We start from the raw sequence: 21,061 nt of genomic DNA on the forward strand, positions 1-21,061 counted from the left end.
GGTTTCCGGCCTTTTAGCACACTCGTTTGGCCGGGGCTAACGCTCCTGCCGTTCGCCCCTTCGATAGGGCGTAAACCCTTCTAGCGCCTCCTGTTCCCGCTCGACCGCCGGGCGCTCGGCTTCAAGATAATCGGCAACTGCTTCGCGCAGACCTGGATGGGCGATCCAATGAGCGGAGTGCGTCGTCACGGGGGTATAGCCGCGCGCCAGCTTGTGTTCGCCTTGGGCGCCGGCTTCGACGACGGCTAGCTTGTGGGCGATGGCGTAGTCGATGGCCTGATAGTAGCAGACCTCGAAATGGAGGAAAGGCACGTCACGCGTGGCGCCCCAATTGCGGCCGTAGATGCGGTCGCGACCGAGGAAGTTGATGGCGCCAGCGATGGGCTGGTCGGCTTCGTAGGCAAAGACCAGGACGACCCGATCGGCCATGTACTGGCCAAGCAGCGAGAAAAACTGGCGATTGAGATATGGGCGGCCCCATTTGCGGGCGCCGGTATCCTCGTAAAAATCGAAGAAGGCGTCCCAATGGTGCTCCTTGATATCGCCGCCCTGAAGCCATTTGATCGTCAGCCCATCGGCCAGCGCATCGCGACGCTCGCGCCGGATGGTCTTGCGTTTGCGGGATGAAAGGGACTCGAGGAACTGCTCGAAGCTGTGAAAACCCTGATTGTGCCAATGAAATTGCGTGTCGACGCGGCTTAGCCAATCGGCGGCTTCGGTCAGTTGCGCATCCGCTTCCGGCAGGAAAGTCAGGTGGATCGATGATGCCTTGCGCTGCTGCGCCAATTCCTGCGCGGTCTGCAGCAGGGCGGCCTTGATCTCGAGGCTGTCACTGGGAACGAGCAGCTTCGGCGCGGTGACCGGAGTGAACGGCACGGAGCCTTGCAGCTTGGGATAATAGTGTCCGCCAGCGCGCTCGAGCGCTTGGGCCCAGCCATGATCGAAGACATATTCGCCCATCGAGTGCGTTTTGAGAAACAGCGGCAGGAGACCGACCGGCGACGTGCCATCGGAAACGACGATATGCTGCGGCTGCCAGCCCGTGCGACCGGTTGCACAACCCGATTCTTCGAGGGCGCGAAAAAACGCAAAGTCTAGGAATGGATTGTCGGGCACGCCAGCGGTGCCTGGCACGAGAGCGTTCCACACTGCGGCGCCGACTGAAGCCGTCGTGGGATGGATGGTGGCGGTGAGACTATTCGGAGACACTGTCCGGGTTGAACCCTTCGAACACGATCTGGTCGATGTAGGGGCGCGCGGCCTCTGCTTCAACCTTAGACCGGATCGTCCAGGCGGTCACGGGCTTGCCGAGCGCGCGCCAAAAGGTGATCGCCGGGAGAGTGAGGGCATTCTTGTCGCAGGAGATGAAATCGAACTGCGTTTCGTGCCAATGGAGGAGGTGGCGCAGGGTGTAGCGCTCATCTTCGGTGATGCCGGGCGGATAATCCTCGCCTTCGTAGTCGTAAGTGATGATACCGCGCGGGCCCGCAAAGCCATATTCGCGAATGAGAGTGATGAGGCGGGGATCGAAGGATTCGACGGTCACCGGGCCGGAATACTGCGCAAGGGCGTTTGCGGCCACGCGGGCAAGGCGCTCGGTGGCTTCGCGCGTCGGCTGGTGCTTGAGCTCGATCTGAAGGAGAGCGCGGCCGGCGATTTGCTCGAGGAAGGCATCCAGCGTTTGCGGCCTGTCACCGGCGGCGCTACCGAGGAGCGTGATGCCGGTCATTTCCGCCACCGTGCGCTCGCTGACGAGGCCGGATTCGCCGGTCAGGCGTTCCAGCTTTTCGTCATGGAAGATTACAGCTTGTCCATCGCTCGTGAGCTGCAGGTCGCACTCGATGGCAAAGTTTCCAGCGATGGCGGCGGCGAAGGCGCTGGCGCTGTTCTCGATGACGCCACCGGCGCGATCATGAAGGCCGCGATGAGCGACGGGACGGGGGAAGAGCGATTGGGCCATTGGACAGACCTGGGGATTGTTGGGAGGCGTCCGGTTCGCACGCCTCCGTGACAGTGTGATTGCAGTCTCTTCGATTGTCGTCACTGATTAGCTTGGCCGGAGAATTCAGCTCTCGGGAGGCATGAACCACCGTGACAGGCCCGGCGGTGATGACGATTGGAAGTTGAGGTCTAGACTTCGATGACTGCGTCGATTTCCACCGCGGCGCCGAAGGGCAGGGAGGCGACGCCGAAAGCGGCGCGTGCATGCTTGCCCTTGTCGCCGAGAATGCCGACCAGCAGGTTGGAGGCGCCATTGGCCACGAGGTGCTGTTCGGTGAAGTTGGGGTGCGAGCACACCAGAACGGTCAGCTTCAGAATCTTCTTTACTTCATGAAGCGGAATGCCCGCCGAAAACACGACGTGCGAGAGGACATTGAGAATTGCGAGTTCAGCGGCGTTCCCGCCTTGCTGAACATTCATGGTGTCGCCGAGGCGACCTTCAACAACTCCGTTCTCGCCGGACGAGATCTGTCCCGAAACGTAGATGAGGTTGCCGCTGCGGGTAACGGGGACATAGCTGGCCACCGGCGCTTTTGGCGCGGGCAGTTCATAGCCGTATTCGCGGAGCTTTTGGATCGGATCGGTCATCGCGTCTTGCCTTCCAGGTCTTCTGCTTCTTCTTCAGATGCCGGCGCCGACCGAGGATCGGGCCGATTGGTATATAGCTTGCCGCGTACCACGGCGGCGCGGCCAAAGCGCGACCGAACGCGGTCCATCGCTCGTTCGGCCGCCGCCTTGCGCGCGACCTGCGGTTCGAGCAGGTCGATCGGATCGGACCCATCTGCTGCTTCGATTCCAGAAACGCCAATGCCGATCAATCGGAACGGCGTGCCGTCCACCTCGCGCTGCAGAAGGCTCAGCCCCGCTTCGTAAAGCACGTTGGCAAGCTGCGTCGGCATCATCAGGTGTCGGGCGCGGGTGCGCAACTTAAATCCGGCCGTTTTGAGCTTCAGCGTCACCGTGTCGCCGACGATGCCCTTGGCCTTGAGGCGTTCGGAAAGCCGCTCGCTGCAATGCAAAAGCTCGGTGGAAAGTTCTTCGAGCGTTGTGTGGTCGCGGTTGAAGGTGGTTTCCGACGAGACGGTTTTCATCTCGCTGTCGGTCGAAACGCGGCGGCTATCCTGACCCTGGGACAGTCGAGCAAGGCGCGCACCCGATTCGCCATAAAGTTTCATCAGCCGGTTGGGGTCTTCGGCCTGCAGCTGGCCTATCGTGTGGTAGCCGTCTTTCCTCAGCGTTTCCGCAAACACCTTGCCGACACCAAAGATCATGCTGATCGGTTTTGGCGCCAGAAATTGCAGCGTTTCCGCCTTGCCGATGACTGCAAAGCCGCGGGGTTTGTCGAGATCAGAGGCGACTTTGGCGAGAAACTTGTTGTGGCTCAGCCCAACCGAAATCGTGACGCCGATCTCCTGTTCGACAGTGCGGGCAAAACGGGCCAATGCGATCGCTGGTGGGGCCTTATGGACTTTTTCCGTGCCGGTGAGATCGAGGAATGCCTCATCGATGGATATGGGTTCAACAAGCGGCGTTAGCGCTTCCATGTGCGTGCGAATGGCCCGGCTGACCTCGACATATTTTGCCATGTTCGGCTTGATGATCACCGCATCGGGGCAGAGATCCATTGCCTTGAACATCGGCATGGCTGAGCGCACGCCGGATTGCCGGGCAATGTAGCAGCAGGTCGAGACGACGCCGCGCGTGCCACCACCGATGATCAACGGACGATCGCGCAGGCTAGGATCGTCCCGCTTTTCGACGGAAGCGAAAAATGCGTCGCAATCGACATGGGCGATCGAAAGGCCGAGCAGTTCGTTGTGGCTGCGGATGCGCGGCGAGCCGCATTTCGGGCACCGCCGCGGTTCAGTCGCGGCATTTCCGAAGTTGAGACAATCGCGACACAGCCAATCCATTGGAGGAACTTATCCGTTCGGATTGAGCTTGTGCCACAGGCGCATGAACGTCTCGGGGCTCATACCGGTATTGGCGCACAGGGCGAGCAGAATCGATTCATTTGCGGCAAAGTAATCGACGAGCCCTGTCTGCAGACGCTTCGTGCCAACGGCGGCCCGCAGTGCCTGTGGGTCGAGCCCAGCTTGGTTCATGAAGGCGAGAAGCTCATCCGGATGCTCGGAAAGATAGCCAAGGCAGGCGTCGGCTACTTCGGTAAGAGTCGGCGGAGCGGTCTTGGCAACGGGCAATTGAAGCCTCATTTGAGGTTTTGTAACGCTTTGAATGTTACCCCAATACGGCGGGGAAGCGAAAGGCCGTGGTGCTGCGCTGGAAACAACGCGCCGCGCCGCAGGCTCGCAAGTGAGGACCAATGTCCAAGACAGTGATGATCGTCGAAGATAACGAGCTGAACATGAAGCTCTTCAACGATCTGCTTGAATCGCGTGGCTATAGGGTCATCCAGACCCGCAACGGTCTTGAAGCTCTTGATCTCGCCCGGGCCCATATGCCCGACCTGATCCTGATGGACATCCAACTGCCCGAGGTTTCGGGCCTTGTCGTCACCAAGTGGCTCAAGGACGACGATCAACTGGCCCATATCCCTGTCATCGCCGTAACGGCCTTTGCCATGAAGGGTGACGAGGAGCGGATTCTTCAAGGTGGATGTGAGGGTTACATCAGCAAGCCCATCTCCGTGTCTCACTTTCTGGAAACCATTGCCCGCTACATTGGGCCTGCCTGAAGGCTCGGACGCCAGCACGCGTTCGGCCTGACGCCGACAGTCGGGACGCTGTCGGCGCGATGCTCTGTGACTTGGGGGATTTGACGTGACCGCGCGCGTTTTGATTGTCGATGACATTCCAACCAATGTGCGGCTGCTCGAAGCTCGGCTCACTGCAGAATATTTCGAGGTTCTGATCGCCAATTCCGGGCCCGAGGCGCTGGCAATCTGCCAGGAGACCGAGGTCGACATCATCCTTCTCGACGTGATGATGCCCGTGATGGACGGTTTCGAGGTTTGCCGCCGCCTCAAGGCCAGCCCGAAAACGCACCACGTGCCCGTGCTAATGATCACCGCGCTTGACCAGCCCTCGGACCGCGTAAAGGGCCTTGAGGCCGGGGCGGACGATTTCCTCACCAAGCCGGTCGACGACATGCAGCTGATGGCGCGCGTCAAAAGCTTGGCGCGGCTCAAGTCGCTGACCGACGAACTGCGCGCCCGCGCGTTGACCGGCCAGCAGATCGCCATCGAAGATGCCTTGCGGGCCATGGATTCGATTTCGACGAGCGGCGGCTCGGTTCTCATCATCGATACCGACAAACGCCATGCCGAGCGCGTGCAAGGCTATCTTGCGCATGAGCATAAGGTCGACGTGCTGCTCGAGCCGGCCGATGCGGTGTTTCAGGTTTCTGGCGCCAAGTACGAGCTGGCGCTGGTCAGCATGTCGCTGAACGATTTTGATCCGCTGCGCGTCTGCTCGCAAATCCGGACGGTGGACCATACCCGAAACCTGCCGATCATCCTGATGGCGGACGAAAGCGACAAGCCGCGCGTGGTGCGGGCGCTGGACCTGGGCGTCAACGATTTCATCTCGCGGCCCATCGAACGCAACGAACTGATGGCGCGCGTGCGCACGCAGATCCGCCGGCATCGCTACGCCATGGAGCTGCGCCAGAGCGTCAACAATTCCATCGCCCAAGCGGTTACCGACGATCTCACCGGCCTCTACAACCGCCGCTATTTCGATAGGCACCTCAACATCTTGCTAGGGAAGGCCCAGGAGCAGGAGCGCGAGCTGGCAGTGATGATCCTCGACATCGATCACTTCAAGGCTGTCAATGACACCTATGGCCATGACGTGGGCGACGTGGTGCTCAAGGAGTTTTCAGCGCGCGTGAAGCGCAATATCCGCGGGGTCGATCTCGCCTGCCGGTTCGGCGGGGAAGAGTTCGTCGTGCTGATGCCCGATACCGACACCAGCAATGCCGAGCTGGTCGCCGAGCGGGTGCGGGAGGCGATTGCCAACAAGCCGTTCGAGATCGGGGCGCAGCGGCCTCTGTCGGTGACGGTGTCGGTGGGGGTCTCGTTCAATGAAACCGGCGCGGATACGCCGGAAACCTTGATCAAGCGGGCGGATGTGGCGCTTTACCGCGCAAAGCGCGAGGGACGCAATCGCGTCATCCTCGATGCGGCTTGATTAAAAGGCCGCCTATTAGGGTTATCTGTTATAATTAACAAAAGGTTATGCCGCCGAAACGGCCGGTAAACCTTGAGTTTTTGCTGCTGCGGAGTAGGTTGAACTCAAGACAGCGAGCGGGGAATACCCGAACTGTTCTAGAGCTCCCTACGGCTTTTCTCAGGTCCGCCGCAACTCCTGAGTTCCGTAGGGCGGTTGGTCCGGACGCGGTGAGAGTGGCCTCTTCGACGTACCGCTCCGGACCAGCCACTCATTCTTCGTACAGGTTATGGTTAGGCGTTCCGATGTTAGCATTCCGTTAACATCGAGTTTGCCGTTTAGCCCAGTTCGTCAAGCCAGATAGCAAAAGGCCCCGCACGATGTGCAGGGCCTTCAAGCGCGTAAAATGGTCAGACCAGATTACTTGATCTTGGCTTCCTTGAATTCGACGTGCTTGCGAGCTACCGGATCGTACTTCTTGAAAGCCAGCTTTTCGGTCTGGGTACGGGCGTTCTTCTTGGTCACGTAGAAGTAGCCAGTATCGGCAGTCGACACGAGCTTGATCTTGATGGTGGCGGCTTTTGCCATTTTCGTAGTCCTTATCAAAACGAAAAGGCGCCGCGAGCCAAGGCAGCGCCGGAATTTGGGCGCAACCTACGGATTTGGCCGACATTGTCAAGCAGATAGAGGGTTATGGAAACAGTAGGATGACCGCTCCGACGGAATTGCTGCACCGGCTGCAGATAAAGGCCGGGACCAAACTTTGGCTTATCAACGTCCCAGACCATATCGCCCAGGAAATCACCGCGGGAGCAGAGGTCGAACCGGTGTCGGGCGATTCTTACTACGACGGCGTACTAGCGTGTTTTGCCTCTATGGGCGAGGTGGGCACCATGGCCCCGCGTATCCTCGCCGAGCTGCCTCCGGATGGGCTCCTATGGGTCGCCTATCGAAAGGGCGGGGCAGAGCTCACGGAGGCGGCGGGATGGGCGTCATTCGAGAACGCGGGGTTGAAGTCGGTCGAGGCTGCCGAACTGGATGCGGAATGGTCCGCGCTACGGTTCCGCCCAAAGGACGCGGCCTAACGACGAAAACCACATGCAAAAATCCCCGCTTTCGCGGGGATCATGCAGCATTCTAGCTTCTAGTCGCGAGCAAATCAGTCTGCCCGGCTAGGCGTGCCAAACCCATACATTCTCGCCGACCACTGCAGCCCGACGATGGCGCCCTTGATGGAGGGGAGCATGGCGAGGGGGAGGATGATGGCCAGGGGAATCATGGAGAGGAGGTAGGTCATCGGATTAACGTGCCAGACCATGTCCATGTGCAGCATGATGCCGACAAGGAGATGGCCGACGATCATGATGGCAATATAGGGCGGGAAGTCGTCGGCGCGGTGATGGCTCAATTCTTCGCCGCAGACATCGCACTCATCGGCGACCTTGAGATAGGCGCGGAACATCTTGCCCTTGCCACAGTGCGGACACTTGCAGAGGGCGCCGCGCCAGATGGCCTGGCCGGTGCTGCGGGTTTCAAGAGTGGTTGCGTTATCGGTCATCGCACTATCTCTTTCTCCGGCCCTTGGGGCCGAAGCTCTTATTTGGGCGCTTTTGCGGGCGGCGGCCAGATGGCGGATTGCCGCGGGTGCCTTCGGACAGTAATTCGAAGCGTAGCGCGCCGGCTACGGGTGCGGCTTCAAGAAGGCGCACGGTCACGCGGTCGCCGAGGGTAAAGGTCTCGCCGCCGCGCTCACCGATCATCGCCTGCCGTTCTTCGACGTAGCGATAATAGTCCTGGCCGAGGGTCGAGGCGGGGATAAAGCCATCGGCGCCAGTTTCGAGAAGGCGGATGAAGAGGCCCGAGCGGGTGACGCCGGAAACGCGGCCCTCGAAGCGTGCGCCGATTTTTTGTGACAGGAACTGCGCAAGGAGGCGATCGGAGGTTTCGCGCTCGGCCAGCATGGCGCGGCGTTCGGTCGCCGAGATGTGCTGGGCAATACCGGTGAGCTTTGTTTCTTCCTGCTCGGTGAGGCCATCATTGCCCAGGCCAAGGGCCTTCACCAAGGCGCGGTGGACGATCAGGTCGGCATAGCGGCGGATGGGGGATGTGAAGTGGGCATAGCGGTCGAGGTGAAGACCGAAGTGGCCATAATTTTCGGCGGAGTACTCAGCCTGCGCCTGGCTGCGCAGCACCATTTCGCTGACCTGCTCGACATTGCCCGTCTTGCGCGCCTGATTGAGGATGCCGTTGAAATCTGAAGCGCGGACGCTGTCCGACTTTTTGACCGCGATATCGAGGCTGCCGAGGAAATCGCGCAGACTCTGCAGCTTTTCGGACGAGGGTTCGTCGTGGACGCGATAGAGCAGGACCTGGCGCTTTTGTTCCAGCGTTTCCGCGGCGGCGACGTTGGCCGCAATCATCATCTCTTCGATAAGCCGGTGGGCTTCGAGCCGCTCGGGAATGCGGATATCGGCGACCATGCCCTTGTCATCGACGATGATCTTGCGCTCGGGCAGATCGAGATCGAGCGGACCCCGCTTGTCGCGGGCTGAGGCCATGGCATCGTAAGCCGCCCAGAGGGGCCGCAGGATGGGTTCGAGCAGCGGGCCGGTCTTGTCGTCGGCATGGCCATCGATGGCCGCCTGAGCCTGCTGGTAGCTGAGCTTGGCGCCCGAGCGCATCAGGATGCGATGGAAGCTGTGGCTGATTTTCTGGCCATCGGCATTGAGCACCATGCGCACCGCGAGGGCGGCGCGGGGTTCGCCTTCCTTGAGCGAGCATAGCTCATTGGAAATGCGCTCGGGCAGCATGGGCACGACGCGGTCGGGAAAATAGACCGAATTGCCGCGGAGATAGGCTTCGCGATCAAGCGCCGTGCCGGGGCGGACATAGGCTGCAACGTCGGCGATTGCCACGGTGACCACGTGGCCGCCCGGATTTTTCGGATCATCGTCCGACGCGGCATGGACGGCGTCGTCGTGGTCCTTGGCATCAGCGGGATCGATGGTGATCAGCGGCAGATCGCGCCAGTCTTCGCGACCTTTCAGGGTCGCTTCCTTGGCCTCTTCGGCCTCGCGGATGACGCTCGTCGGGAAGACATAGGGGATTTCGAGATTGTGGATGGCGATCATCGAGACCGCGCCTTCGGAGGCGGGGTTGCCGATGACATTGGTGACCTTGGCGCGCGGAATCATCAGGCGGCCGGAGAGCTTTACTTCCACCTCGACGAGGTCGCCGTCCTTGCTGTCGCCGAGATCGCCAAGCGGAATGCGCATTTCCTTCTGCTTGCGATCGATCGGGATGAGGCGGGCGCCCTCATTGTCCATACGGACGATGCCGATCTGGCCGCGACGGGGCTTGTCGAGCACCTTCATCGGCTTGGCAGTATAAAAGGGGATTTCCCCATCGCCCGCATCGATGCGCGCGAGGATGCGGTCGCCGGGGGCGGGCACCACGCGGGAATCGCTGTTAACCAGCACTTCGACACGCGGCTTTTCGCCTTCTTCCGGGTTCCACTGGGCCGGGAAGGCGTGGAGCGCATCGGGATCGGCGTCGGCGGGAATGTCGAGGACGGTGACGTGGGGCAGGGCGGCCGTGCGGCGCAGCGCCTTGCGGGTGCGCGTGATGACGCCTTCGCCCTCGAGCTCGGCCAGCATGGCCTTGAACGGCCGGCGCATGTCGCCACGAATGCCGAAGACCTTCGCGAGATCTCGCTTGCCCTTGATGTCGGCATCTTGCGCGAGGGCTTCGAGCAGCTGCTCGCGGCTGGGCAATTCACCAGCGCGCGGCTGTACGCTGCGCTTCGGGCCCGAGGTGTTTTTGGGTTTTTTGGTTTTCATGTTGAGGGATATGTAGGGGATTGGCGGGGTTTTGCCAATTCAGGGCGGTCCACGGGAATAATCGCTCCGATGGATCGATTTGAGCCGGGAGGCTTTGAGAGCGATGTTCGAATGGCCGGGCGGCGCCCGCACCTAACCTTCCCCTGGCAGGGGGAGGGATGTATCCAGTTTGCTGCGACAAGCGAGAGCAACGGAAAGTTCCTCCCGCTGACAGCGGGAGGCTGGGAGGGGGTGCTTGCCCCGCACGCCTAACAGCCGTTGAATATCCGAGTTACCAGAAAGCGATTCCATGACCATTCCATTTTTCGACGGCCACAACGATACGCTCCTGAAGCTGCTCGAGGATCCGCGGCCCAATAAGGTCGAACTCTTTGCGCAGGGGATGCCGGAGGCGAATATCGATTTGCCGCGGGCGAAGGAAGCGGGGATGGTCGGCGGATTTTTTGCGATGTTTCCACCGCCGCTGAAGAGCAATCTCAGCGCCGTGGCGGCGAGCCCGACGACGTCGGCGGGGCAGTTGCCACCAGAGCTCGATATTGCCGAGGCGCAGCGCTCGACCAACGGGATGGCGGCGCTGATGTTCCGGCTGGAAAAGGCTGGGGCGCTGGCAGTGTGCCGAACAGAGGCGGATATTCGCGCGGCGATGGCCGAAGGAAAGCTCGCGGCGATCTATCACCATGAGGGCGCCGAGGCGATTGACACCGATTTCAATGCGCTCGAAGTACTCTACGCGGCCGGCTTCCGGTCGCTCGGGATTACCTGGAGCCGGGCGAATGCTTTTGGGACCGGGGTGCCTTTCCGGTTCAATGCCGATCCCGATATCGGGCCGGGACTGAGCGATGCAGGCAAGGAACTGGTACGGGTCTGCGATCGGATGGGCATCATGATCGATCTCAGCCACCTCAATGCGGCGGGCTTTCGCGACGTGGCGGCGATCTCGGGCAAGCCGCTCGTTGCGACCCATTCCAACGTTCATGCGCTATGTCCCTCGACGCGCAACCTGACGGACTGGCAGCTGGCGGCGATCCGGGAAAGCGGCGGCGTTGCCGGGCTCAACTATGCCACCGGGTTTTTGCGGCCGGATGGGAAGATGGAGCCGGACATGGAAATCGACCTGATGGTTCGTCACATCGATGCGCTGGTCGAGGCGCTTGGCGAAGATGGCGTGGCGCTGGGCAGCGATTTCGACGGGGCGATGATGCCGGCGCCGATCAAGGATGTGACGGGCGTGCCGAAACTGCTGCAGGCGCTGCTCGACAAGGGCTATGGCGAGGGGTTGGTCAGGAAGATCGCGCTCGGGAACTGGCTGGGCGTGATCGGGCGGACGATGGGGTAGGGGCGTTACCCCCACCTAGTCTCCCCCTACTAGGGAGAGAGGCATATCGAGTCTGCCGAAATTTCCGAGTGCCGCCGAGCGGCTCCTCCCCCCTATCAGGGGGAGGTTGGGTGGGGGCGCCTTCAGAACGGCACGTCTTCGTCGGTGACGGTACTTTTCTTGGCGGGTGCTTTCTTAGCTGCAGGCTTTTTGGCCGGCGCTTTCTTTGCTGCTGACTTTTCATCGGCAGCGGCGGCCTTCTTGGCTGCCGGCTTTTTGGCAGCAGCTTTCTTGGCCGGGGCCTTTTTCACCTTGGTGCCTGTGGCTTCGGCGCGGGCGGCGATCCATTCAATGGCTTGCTCGACCGTTACGTCCTCGGGCTTGATGTCCTTGGGAATCGTCGCGTTGACCTTGCCCTGGTTGACGTAAGGCCCGTAGCGGCCGGCGCGGACGGTGATGGGACCGTTGTCGTGCTCGAAGGTCTTGATCGCAGCCACCGCGGCGCCGCCACCGCGCTTGAAGCCGCCTGCGGCCTTTTGGGCGAGGAGGTCGACTGCGCGGTTGAGACCGACGGTGAAGACTTCTTCCACATCGGGCAGGTTAGCATACTTGCCATCATGCAGGATGAAGGGGCCATAGCGGCCGAGGCCGGCGGAAATAGGCAGGCCGGTTTCGGGATGCAGCCCGACTTCGCGCGGCAGCGACAGGAGCTGCAAGGCTTTTTCGAGGGTCAGCGCGGCCGGTTCCCAGCCCTTGGGCAGGGACGAGCGCTTGGGCTCCTTGCCTTCGCCGAGCTGGACATAGGGACCGAAGCGGCCGGACTTGAGGTGCACTTCCTCCCCCGATTCCGGATCGGTGCCGAGAACACCGTCACCCTGCGCTGCTTCCGAGGACTGGCCGGAGGCGGCGTCGGACAACTGCATGGTGTGCTTGCATTCGGGATAGTTCGAGCAGCCAATAAAGGCGCCGAACTTGCCGAGCTTCAGCGAGAGCGTGCCAGTGCCGCAGGTGGGGCAGCGGCGCGGATCGGAGCCGTCTTCCTTGGGCGGGAAGATGCGGCTCGCGAGTAGATCATTGAGTGCATCCAGAACTTCGGAGACGCGGAGATCCTTGATCTCGTCGATATTGCCGTTGAAGTCCTTCCAGAAGTCGCGAAGGACTTGCTTGTAATCGAGCTTGCCATCGGAAATTTCGTCGAGCTGCTCTTCGAGGCCGGCGGTGAAGCCATATTCGACATAGCGCGTGAAGAAGCTTTCGAGGAAGGCGGTGACAATGCGGCCGCGATCTTCGGGGACGAGCGCCTTGCCCTCGAGGCGGACATAGTTGCGGTCCTTGAGGGTGGTGACGATGGCGGCATAGGTCGAGGGGCGGCCAATGCCGACCTCTTCCATCTTCTTGATCAGGCTCGCTTCGGTGTAGCGGCTCGGCGGCTGGGTGAAATGCTGCTCGATGTCGACCTTTTGCAGGGTCGGCTTATCGCCCACCTTGAGCGGGGGTAGTTCGCGGCTGTCTTCGTCGTCGGTTTCCTCGTCGCTCTTGGCTTCGACGCCATAGAGTTTAAGGAAGCCCGGGAAGGTAACGACCGAGCCGACGGCACGAAGGGTGACGGTGCGTCCGGGTATGTTGACGGCGATATCGGCAGTCGTGCGGTCGATCTCGGCGGAGGCCATCTGCGAGGCGACGGTGCGGCGCCAGATCAGGCCATAGAGCTTTTGCTGATCGGCATCGAGGCGCAGGTCTTCGGGGCGCTTGAACATGTCCGTCGGGCGGATCGCTTCGTGCGCTTCCTGGGCGTTCTTGGCTTTGGACGAATAAATACGGGCCTTCTCGGGCAAATATTCGGCGCCGTAGTGCTTGCCGATCACCGAACGGGCCATGGCAATGCCTTCGGGCGCCATCTGCACCGCGTCTGTACGCATGTAGGTTATGAGGCCGTCTTCGTAGAGGCGCTGGGCGATCTGCATGGTGCGGCTTGGCGACAGGCCAAGGCGCGAGGAGGCGTCCTGCTGCAGAGACGAGGTGGTGAAGGGCGCGTAGGGATTGCGCTTGGTCGGCTTCTTTTCAACGCTGGCGACGTTGAACTGGCCGGCTTCGATGAGCTTCTTCAGCGCGCCGGCATCTTCGCCCGTTTTGATATCGAGCTTGTCGGTCTTCTTGCCATCGACCGAGAAAAGGCGTGCGACAAAGCCTTTGCCGTTCTGGGCAAGCGAAGCCTCGACGGACCAATATTCTTCCGGCTTGAATTTTTCGATCTCGGCTTCGCGATCGGACACGACGCGGAGGGCCACGGACTGCACGCGACCGGCGGAGCGGGAGCCGGGCAGCTTGCGCCAGAGGATCGGGGAAAGAGTGAAACCGACGAGATAATCGAGGGCACGGCGGGCGAGATAGGCATCGACCAGCGGCATATCCACCTGGCGCGGATTGGCCATGGCGGTGGTCACCGCGTCCTTGGTGATGGCGTTGAAGACGACGCGCTCGACAGGCGTATCTTTCTTGATCGCCTTTTTCTGCCGGAGCACATCGAGAATGTGCCAGGAAATGGCTTCGCCTTCGCGATCAGGGTCCGTCGCAAGGATCAGGCCATCGGCGCCCTTGAGCGCATTGGCGATATCGGCGACGCGCTTCTTGGAGGCGGTATCGACCTCCCAGGACATGGCGAAATCTTCATCGGGACGAACCGAACCGTCCTTGGCCGGCAAATCGCGGATATGGCCGAAGCTGGCCAGGACCTCATAGTCCTTGCCCAAATATTTGTTGATTGTCTTGGCCTTAGCCGGACTTTCAACGACGACGACCTTCATGGAGAACCCATTCCGCAACGCTTTGACTGAGGTGGCGCAACATGGTGAACCGAGGGGACGGTGTCAACGGGGCGCGGCAAGACTAGCTTGGACGAAGCGCCACAAGCTGGCCACCGGACCATTCGAGGCGCCCTTCGAGATCGAGCTCTAGGAGCAGGCCCTGCATGATCGATGGGGTGATCAGCGTCTGGGCGATCAGCTCGTCGATTTCCATCGGCGTCGTGGACAGCGCGCTCAAGAGCCGCTGGCGATCGTTTTCGTCCGGCTGATTGTCGGCGGTGATATCGCTCAGGTCCGGGCTCCAGGCAGGATCGAAAAGCAGACCCCTCGCCGGATCGGCGACGGCGATGGATTCGATGATGTCGGCGGCCGAGGTAATGAGCTTGGCGCCTTGCTGGATAAGGAGATTGCCACCCTCGGCGCGCGGATCGAGCGGCGAACCGGGGACGGCGAAGACATCGCGATTCTGTTCGAGAGCCAGGCGGGCGGTGATCAATGACCCCGAACGCTTTGCGGCTTCGACTACTACGGTGCCCAGAGATAGACCGGAAACGAGACGGTTACGCCTAGGAAAGTCGCGAGCGCGAGGCTCCCAGCCGAGCGGCATTTCGGTGATGAGTGCGCCGCCTGCATCGAGGATGGATTGGGCAAGGGGGATATTCTCGTCGGGATAGATGTTATCGAGCCCGCCGGCGAGCACGGCGACGGTGCCTGTCGAAAGACTGGCGCGATGGGCGGCCGTATCGATGCCTCGAGCAAGGCCCGAGACGACGGTGTAGCCGGCTTCGCCCAGATCGGTAGCCAGAATACGGGTCATCTTGGCGCCGGCAGCGGAGGCATTGCGGGCGCCGACGATGGCAACGGTGCGATGCCAATCGAGCGCGGTTCCGCCGACGAGTGTAACGATCGGCGGGGCGCCATGAATATGGGAAAGATGCGCCGGATAATCGGCTTCGCCGAGAGCGACGATGCGCGCGCCCCACTTTTCGAGGGCCGCCACTTCGTCCTCAGCTTGGCTCAGGCTTGTGATGCGGGCCGGTCGTCCCGTATTGCGCAGCAGGTCGGGCAGGGCTGCAAGGGCGGCTTCGGCAGAGCCGAAGCGATTGAGCAACTGGCGGAACGTGGCGGGGCCGACATTGTCGGAGCGGGCAAGACGCAGCCAGGCAAGGCGTTGGGCCGGCGTGAGCTGTTGCGTCACGCCCGTTCCCAAAATCAGGCCGCCGTCTTTTCGCCGCCGATGCGCGGCTCGGTGCCCTTGAGGAGCCGCGCAATATTCTCGCGGTGCTGGAAGAAGAGCAGCAGCGCGAGCAGCAGGACGGTCAGCGCCAGGCGATCCGTGCCCAGAACATAGGCAAAGATCGGCGCCGTAGCTGCCGCGGTGAGCGCGGACAGCGAGGAGATTTTCCGCGTGAAGGCAATAAGCAGCCACACGGCGCAGAAGATAAGGCCGACAGGCCACGCCAAAGCCAAGAGCGAACCGATCATCACGGCGACACCCTTGCCGCCCTTGAAGCCGAGCCAGACGGGGAAGCAATGGCCCAGAAAGGCTCCAAAGGCTGCCAGCATGGCCGGCTCTTCGCCCCAGAAATAGCGGGCGACGAGAATGGGCAGGACAGCCTTGAGGGCATCAAGCACGAGTGTTGCAGCAGCAACCTTCTTGTTGCCGGTGCGCAGGACGTTGGTCGCCCCGATATTGCCCGATCCGATATTGCGGATATCGCCGAGGCCGGCAGCGCGCGTGAGGATCAGGCCGAAGGGAACGGAGCCACAGATGTATCCGAGAACGAGCGCCAGGATGAATGGCAGGATATCTGTCGGCATGGTTTCTCCCCTGTTAGCGAAGGATTAGCGCCGGGCCGGGCACTGGGCAAGGGCCGGACGGAATGCGGCGGAGGAAATTTGGGGCCGGCGCTCGCCCAGTGCATATCCGATGCGCACCCTCCTCTTGACGGGGGAGGGCTGGAAAGGGGCGTTCACGCGCAGGGAAATCGTGGCGCCCGCACCCCTTCCCATCCTCCCCCGTTAACGGGGGAGGTGTTCACTTTGGGCCCGCGCGGCGTTTCCAATTTCCACCGTGTCATCCCGCTTTCGCGGGAATGACACCGTGGTTGGGAAGGCAGGCTACCGACAGTCCAGAGTGCATAGTGCACCATCATGGGGGAGGTGGTTCGCCGATGGGTGCGGAAGCTTCGGGCTTAGCCCAAATAATCCTTCTTGCCGATCGGCACACCCTTGTGGCGGAGGATGTCGTAGGCGGTCGTGACGTGGAAATAGAAATTGGGCAGACCGCGGTTGAGAAGATAGGTTTCGCCTGTGAGTTCGGTATCCTGGCCGCCGATCTTGATGGTGACCGTTCGATCGTCAGAGCCGGCAAAATCCTCCGGCGAGAAGGTCGCGAGATAATCGATGGCTTTTTGCAGGCGCTGCTTGAGTTCGGCGAAGGTCTTTTCGTCATCCGGCCAGCTCGGCAATGGCTTTCCGGCGAGCCGGGCGGAAACACCCTTGGCGCCGTCAGTGGCGATCTGCACCTGGCCGCTCAGTGGGATCATGTCGGGCGCAAGGCGGGTCTCGACGAAGCTCTGCAGGTCAATGTTCTGCTCGGCCGCATAGGCTTCGGCCTTTTCGAAGATAGCGAGAAGATTTTTGAGCATGCGGGAAAAGACCGGCACCGAAGCCGAATACATGGACAGCGTCATTGGAACACCATGAAAGAAAAAGCACGGGAAGCTGAGTGCCTCCCGTGCCGCAAGATAGGGTCTTGGTGTTTGCGCGGAAAGGCCAGCGCTTAGTCCTCGTGTAAAAATACAGTTTCGCCGGCGACGATGGTGCGCATGACCTTGCCGGCGAGGCGAGCGTTTTCGAAGCTGGTATTGCGCGAGCGCGACCGAAGCTGCTTTTCGTCGACCTGCCAGGGATAATCGAGATCGACGAGGATCAGGTCCGCCGGGGCGCCCTTGGCGATGCGACCGGCTTCGAGGCCGAGGATTTCGGCGGGTCGACTGGTCATGGCCTTCAACACGGTCAGCAGCGGAACGTCATCGGAATGAACGAGGCGCAGCGCGGCAGCGAGCAGGGTTTCGAGGCCGATGGCGCCGGTGGAGGCCTCGGCAAAGGGCTGGCGTTTGACTTCGCTGTCCTGCGGGTCGTGATCGGAATGGATCGTGTCGATCACACCCGACCGTAAACCTTCGATGACGGCGCGGCGATCGTCTTCGCTGCGGAGGGGTGTGCCGAGCTTGAAGTAGGTGCGGTAGCGGCCGATGTCGTTTTCGTTGAGGCAGAGATTGTTGATCGAGACGCCAGCGGTAATGCGCGCGTTACGCCTTTTTGCGGCCGCGACGATCTCGACTGAGGCTTCGGTCGAAATCTGAGCAGCATGGTAGCGGACACCGGTCAGTGCCGCGAGCTGCAGATCGCGCGAGAGCGGGATGGTTTCGGCTTCGCGGGCAATGCCCTTCAAACCCAAGACCGTGGCGAAGAGCCCATCGTTCATGACGCCTTCGCCGGCAAGGCTCATATCGACCGTGTGGTGGACGATCGTCATGTCATAGTTGGCGGCATAGGACATGGCGGTTCGCAGAAGCGCGGTCGACTGGATGGAATTGCGGCCATCGGACAGGCAGACCGCACCGGCTTCGCGCATGAGACCGAACTCGGTCAGGTCCTTGCCAGCCAGGCCCTTGGTGATGCCGGCCGCGGGAAGAACGTTGACCTTCGAGGTCGCCTTGGCGCGACGGACAAGGAAATCCACCACGGCACCATCGTCCACTGCCGGCATGGTGTCGGGCATCATCACGAAGGAGGTGACGCCACCGGCCGCGGCGGCTTCGCCAGCCGATGCGAGGGTTTCGCGATATTCCCAGCCGGGCTCGCCGGTGAAGACGCGCATGTCGATGAGGCCCGGGGTAAGGACCAGGCCGTTTGCGTTGATGACTTCAGCGTCGTCGGGGACGCCGACGGGACCATCGAGGGCGAGGTCGGCGATGCGCCCGTTTTCGATGAGGACGGCGCCGCGCTGGTCGGTGCCCGAGGCGGGATCGACGATGCGGGCGTTTTCGATGAGGAGCGGTTTGGTCATGCCTGATCTCCCGAAAGCAGCGCGTCGAGGACAGCCATGCGGACGGCAACGCCCATTTCGACCTGATCGGTGATGACCGAACGGGCGCCATCGGCGATGGCGGGATCGATCTCGACGCCGCGGTTCATGGGGCCGGGATGCATCACGATGGCATCGGGATTGGCAAAGGCGAGCTTTTCGGCATCGAGACCATAGAAGCGATAATATTCGCGCACCGAGGGGATCATCTTGCCGCTTGCCCGCTCATGCTGGAGGCGCAGCATCATGACGACATCGACGCCTTTGAGGCCTTCTTCCATGTCGGTGAAAACTTCCGTCGCGAGGTGCTCGATGCCAGCAGGTAGGAGATTGCGCGGGGCGATGACGCGGGTGCGGACATGGAGCGCGCCAAGCAGCAGCAGATTGGAGCGGGCGACGCGGGAATTGGCGATGTCGCCGCAGATTGCGACGGTAAGGCCGGAAATCCGGCCCTTGTGGCGGCGGATGGTCAGCGCGTCGAGAAGGGCTTGCGTGGGGTGTTCGTGAGCACCGTCCCCGGCATTGACGACCGAGCAGCCGACTTTTTGGCTGAGCAGTTCGACGGCACCAGCAGCGCCATGGCGGACCACCAGCACATCGGGGCGCATGGCGTTGAGCGTCGCGGCCGTATCGACGAGGGTTTCGCCCTTGGAGACCGACGACGTTTTCACCGACATGTTGACAACGAGGGCGCCGAGGCGCTTGCCGGCGATCTCGAACGACGACTGCGTGCGCGTCGAGGGCTCGAAGAAAAGGTTGATCTGGGTCTTGCCGGAGAGCGTCGGGAGCGATTTGCGCTCCTGCCGGCTGACCGGAACCATGCGCTCGGCACGGTCAAGAAGGTCGATGATCTCGTGCTGCTTGAGATCAGCAATGGAAATCAGGTGTCGTTGGCGGAACGGGGGAAAGTCGCCGGAGGTGCGGGCGGGCGTATCGGCCATGCGCGGATCCCTTCAGATTTGCTGCGGTCTATCCGAGGGGGGCGCGAGGGGCAAGCGATGAGTCGGTTTTCAACGCTTATGGACGACGCAGCCGATCGAGGGCGCCCTGCAAAATGTAGCTCGCTGCCAGTTTGTCGACGACCTCGGCGCGGCGATCGCGGCGCAGATCGGCTTCGATCATCATGCGGGTGACTGCAGAGGTCGAAAGACGCTCATCCCAGAAGGCGATCGGAAGATCGAGTTTCTGGCTGAGATTGCGGGCGAAAGCGCGGGTGGACTGGACGCGTGGGCCTTCAGATCCATCCATGTTGAGCGGCAGGCCGAGGATCAGGGCGACGGCGTTGTTCTCGGCGACAAGAGCGATGATGCGCTCCGCGTCCTGGGTGAATTTTGTGCGCTTGATCGTTTCGAGTGGAGAGGCCGAGTATCGCATGCCATCCGACACAGCGACGCCGATGGTTTTGGTGCCGAGATCGAGGCCAAGTATTTTGCCGGTGGGGGGGATGGCGGCTAGTGGGTCATTTTCCAAAACTATAACTCTTGACTTGGAACACAAAGAGAACAATAGTAGAACCAATCTACTATATAAGTGTCTTTCCGGACTTGCTGCATCTTCCTACCGATGGCTCTGTGAAATCTGCAGTGAATGCTGATTTCTCGAGTTAGAGGACGGGATATGCGGCGGTGCCTGGATAGATGTGTAAGTACCAAGCCCAATTCGGACAGATGTCGGGCACGGCTATGCTGTGCCGTACGCCCGCGTGTTGGGTTTTGGGTCAGTGTCTATATAACTGAAATTGGACGTCGAGCAGCCCCAATTCCGTTCTCAAAATGGCGCGGGTTTTGTGGTTTGGCGCTCGCGGGAGCAACTACCTTGATGCTGCACGTCGCTGGCTTGGTAAGGCCGGCTCACAGGTTATCCAGCGTTGTGCCACTAGCCGGACGGGTCGTGAAGATCGTCTGGTCTGACGGCCGTGAGTCTCAGGCTGATCTGATGCCGCTCTTGGCCAATCATCGATCCTACGTGTCGCTCAGAAAAGACGACCGATTATTCCGGTCCGCCCGCGTTTCGGCTGATGGTGGGGCGTTGGAATGGAGCGATGGAAGTCGCGTGGCAGTCTCCGCCATGCTTAAACTGCCCCAGACATACATGGACGCTATCGAACTTCGGGCAATCATGGACGAATTGCGTTTGAGCGTAGAAGGTCTGAGTGCCCTGCTTGGCCTCTCGAAGCGCGTCATTGCGGACTACAGATCAGGTGTGCCAATACCAAAGCCTCTTGCCTTGGCTATGCGGTACCTGCAGGAACGTGGGAGCATTTAACAAGCAGCATCCCAGATCAATGAAACTCACCTGGTTCGGAGACGACACGTTTCGCATTCATGCGGCGGGCACGATTGTGCTTGTTGATGAAGGCGAAGGGGCCTTGCCAGCAGTGGATCGGGCGGAGCTAGTAAGTGGCGCGGAGCTTTTTGGAGGCTTTGCCGGCTGGCAAGTGCGAGATCCTGTGGCTTGGAAGCCGCGAACGCCTTTGCGGATGCTCGAGGCGGATGAGGCGATGCGGCGGCCGGAGGTGGTTAGGCTGGGGCCGGGCGTGTTAGTGGTGGATGCTGATGGCGAGGCGCCGCTCGTGTTGGCTCAGGCAGATTTTGCGGCGGTTGGGCGTTGGCTGGGACAGGCTATCGTGGTGCTGATCGGGGAAGGGTTGGCGGCGCGCGGTGCGGCGCTTCTGGAGCGGGCGGCGCCGCGGTTGATCGCGCTGGCCGGGAGCGAGATGGAGGTCGAGGCGGCCTTTGATGCTCTGCGGGATCGGCTCGATGGGACCGGGCTTATTGCGCTCGAGCGCGGATTGGCTGTGGAAGTCTGATCCTTGGCATAAGCCATTTTCATTGTCATTTGCCGCTGCGCATTGCTAATGAAGCGGCAAAGAATGC

The 21,061-nt window shown here is 61.3% G+C and carries 20 protein-coding genes; 5 read left to right on the top strand and 15 right to left on the bottom strand.

Annotated elements, in window-relative coordinates:
* Nucleotides 1-36: 36 nt before the first annotated feature.
* From VW35_RS13240 to VW35_RS13260, 5 genes are all read right to left on the bottom strand, one after another.
* Complete coding sequence (locus VW35_RS13240; RefSeq protein ID WP_046143522.1) at nt 37-1,209, bottom strand: GNAT family N-acetyltransferase; 1,173 nt, start codon at nt 1,207-1,209, stop codon at nt 37-39.
* Nucleotides 1,196-1,960: a glycerophosphodiester phosphodiesterase family protein gene (locus VW35_RS13245; RefSeq protein ID WP_046143523.1), complete on the bottom strand. Its 765-nt coding sequence runs from the start codon at nt 1,958-1,960 to the stop codon at nt 1,196-1,198. Before VW35_RS13245 ends, VW35_RS13240 begins: the two co-directional genes overlap by 14 nt.
* A gap of 170 nt (nt 1,961-2,130) precedes the next feature.
* Nucleotides 2,131-2,589: a RidA family protein gene (locus VW35_RS13250; RefSeq protein WP_046143524.1), complete on the bottom strand. Its 459-nt coding sequence runs from the start codon at nt 2,587-2,589 to the stop codon at nt 2,131-2,133.
* Nucleotides 2,586-3,914, bottom strand: a complete 1,329-nt coding sequence (locus VW35_RS13255; protein WP_046143525.1) for a DNA polymerase IV — start codon at nt 3,912-3,914, stop codon at nt 2,586-2,588. The genes VW35_RS13250 and VW35_RS13255 overlap by 4 nt, the downstream gene beginning before the upstream one ends.
* A 9-nt stretch (nt 3,915-3,923) precedes the next feature.
* Complete coding sequence (locus tag VW35_RS13260; RefSeq protein WP_161796909.1) at nt 3,924-4,202, bottom strand: DUF3572 family protein; 279 nt, start codon at nt 4,200-4,202, stop codon at nt 3,924-3,926.
* A 122-nt stretch (nt 4,203-4,324) separates the two neighbouring features.
* Here VW35_RS13260 and VW35_RS13265 point away from each other — a divergent pair, with 122 nt between their 5' ends.
* Together VW35_RS13265 and VW35_RS13270 are read left to right on the top strand one after the other, a co-directional pair.
* Nucleotides 4,325-4,696: a response regulator gene (locus VW35_RS13265; RefSeq protein WP_046143527.1), complete on the top strand. Its 372-nt coding sequence runs from the start codon at nt 4,325-4,327 to the stop codon at nt 4,694-4,696.
* A gap of 85 nt (nt 4,697-4,781) precedes the next feature.
* Entirely contained in the window at nt 4,782-6,152 is a 1,371-nt protein-coding gene (locus VW35_RS13270) for a PleD family two-component system response regulator (RefSeq protein WP_046143528.1), read from the top strand.
* A 399-nt stretch (nt 6,153-6,551) separates the two neighbouring features.
* Here the strand turns inward: VW35_RS13270 and rpmG are convergent, their stop codons facing one another.
* Nucleotides 6,552-6,719 (bottom strand): 50S ribosomal protein L33, encoded by a 168-nt coding sequence (gene rpmG, locus VW35_RS13275; protein ID WP_046143529.1) that lies wholly within the window; start codon nt 6,717-6,719, stop codon nt 6,552-6,554.
* 119 nt (nt 6,720-6,838) lie between these two features.
* On the opposite strand from rpmG, the gene VW35_RS20670 reads away from it, so the two are divergent.
* Nucleotides 6,839-7,216, top strand: a complete 378-nt coding sequence (locus VW35_RS20670; RefSeq protein ID WP_152662585.1) for a hypothetical protein — start codon at nt 6,839-6,841, stop codon at nt 7,214-7,216.
* Between the two features lie 74 nt (nt 7,217-7,290).
* Here the strand turns inward: VW35_RS20670 and VW35_RS13285 are convergent, their stop codons facing one another.
* Both VW35_RS13285 and rnr read right to left on the bottom strand, forming a co-directional pair.
* The gene (locus VW35_RS13285) at nt 7,291-7,689 is read right to left on the bottom strand and encodes a DUF983 domain-containing protein (protein ID WP_046143530.1); all 399 of its coding nucleotides are present in this window, start codon (nt 7,687-7,689) and stop codon (nt 7,291-7,293) included.
* A gap of 4 nt (nt 7,690-7,693) precedes the next feature.
* Nucleotides 7,694-9,970 carry a ribonuclease R gene (rnr, locus tag VW35_RS13290; protein ID WP_046143531.1) on the bottom strand — a complete coding sequence of 759 codons (2,277 nt, stop codon included), beginning with the start codon at nt 9,968-9,970 and terminating at the stop codon, nt 7,694-7,696.
* Nucleotides 9,971-10,259: 289 nt separating this feature from the next.
* Here rnr and VW35_RS13300 point away from each other — a divergent pair, with 289 nt between their 5' ends.
* Nucleotides 10,260-11,306 carry a dipeptidase gene (locus tag VW35_RS13300; RefSeq protein WP_046143533.1) on the top strand — a complete coding sequence of 349 codons (1,047 nt, stop codon included), beginning with the start codon at nt 10,260-10,262 and terminating at the stop codon, nt 11,304-11,306.
* A gap of 122 nt (nt 11,307-11,428) precedes the next feature.
* Here VW35_RS13300 and topA read toward each other — a convergent pair whose 3' ends face one another.
* The 7 genes from topA to ruvX form a co-directional block, all read right to left on the bottom strand.
* Entirely contained in the window at nt 11,429-14,089 is a 2,661-nt protein-coding gene (gene topA / locus VW35_RS13305; protein WP_046143534.1) for a type I DNA topoisomerase, read from the bottom strand.
* Between the two features lie 82 nt (nt 14,090-14,171).
* Nucleotides 14,172-15,287 (bottom strand): DNA-processing protein DprA, encoded by a 1,116-nt coding sequence (dprA, locus tag VW35_RS13310; protein ID WP_244465902.1) that lies wholly within the window; start codon nt 15,285-15,287, stop codon nt 14,172-14,174.
* Nucleotides 15,288-15,301: 14 nt separating this feature from the next.
* The gene (plsY, locus tag VW35_RS13315; protein WP_046143535.1) at nt 15,302-15,910 is read right to left on the bottom strand and encodes a glycerol-3-phosphate 1-O-acyltransferase PlsY; all 609 of its coding nucleotides are present in this window, start codon (nt 15,908-15,910) and stop codon (nt 15,302-15,304) included.
* Nucleotides 15,911-16,284: 374 nt separating this feature from the next.
* On the bottom strand, nt 16,285-16,785 hold the full coding sequence (locus tag VW35_RS13320; protein ID WP_046143536.1) for a DUF1993 domain-containing protein: 501 nt from the start codon (nt 16,783-16,785) through the stop codon (nt 16,285-16,287).
* Nucleotides 16,786-16,874: 89 nt separating this feature from the next.
* On the bottom strand, nt 16,875-18,167 hold the full coding sequence (gene pyrC / locus VW35_RS13325; protein ID WP_046143537.1) for a dihydroorotase: 1,293 nt from the start codon (nt 18,165-18,167) through the stop codon (nt 16,875-16,877).
* Complete coding sequence (locus tag VW35_RS13330) at nt 18,164-19,126, bottom strand: aspartate carbamoyltransferase catalytic subunit (RefSeq protein WP_046143538.1); 963 nt, start codon at nt 19,124-19,126, stop codon at nt 18,164-18,166. The genes pyrC and VW35_RS13330 overlap by 4 nt, the downstream gene beginning before the upstream one ends.
* 76 nt (nt 19,127-19,202) lie before the next feature.
* Nucleotides 19,203-19,655, bottom strand: a complete 453-nt coding sequence (gene ruvX / locus VW35_RS13335) for a Holliday junction resolvase RuvX (RefSeq protein ID WP_244465903.1) — start codon at nt 19,653-19,655, stop codon at nt 19,203-19,205.
* 814 nt (nt 19,656-20,469) lie between these two features.
* Between ruvX and VW35_RS13345 the strand changes: the two genes are divergently transcribed.
* Nucleotides 20,470-20,994, top strand: a complete 525-nt coding sequence (locus VW35_RS13345; RefSeq protein ID WP_046143540.1) for a hypothetical protein — start codon at nt 20,470-20,472, stop codon at nt 20,992-20,994.
* Nucleotides 20,995-21,061 lie beyond the last annotated feature (67 nt).

Origin of the sequence: Devosia soli (assembly GCF_000970455.1) — a bacterium.
Taxonomy (GTDB): domain Bacteria; phylum Pseudomonadota; class Alphaproteobacteria; order Rhizobiales; family Devosiaceae; genus Devosia; species Devosia soli.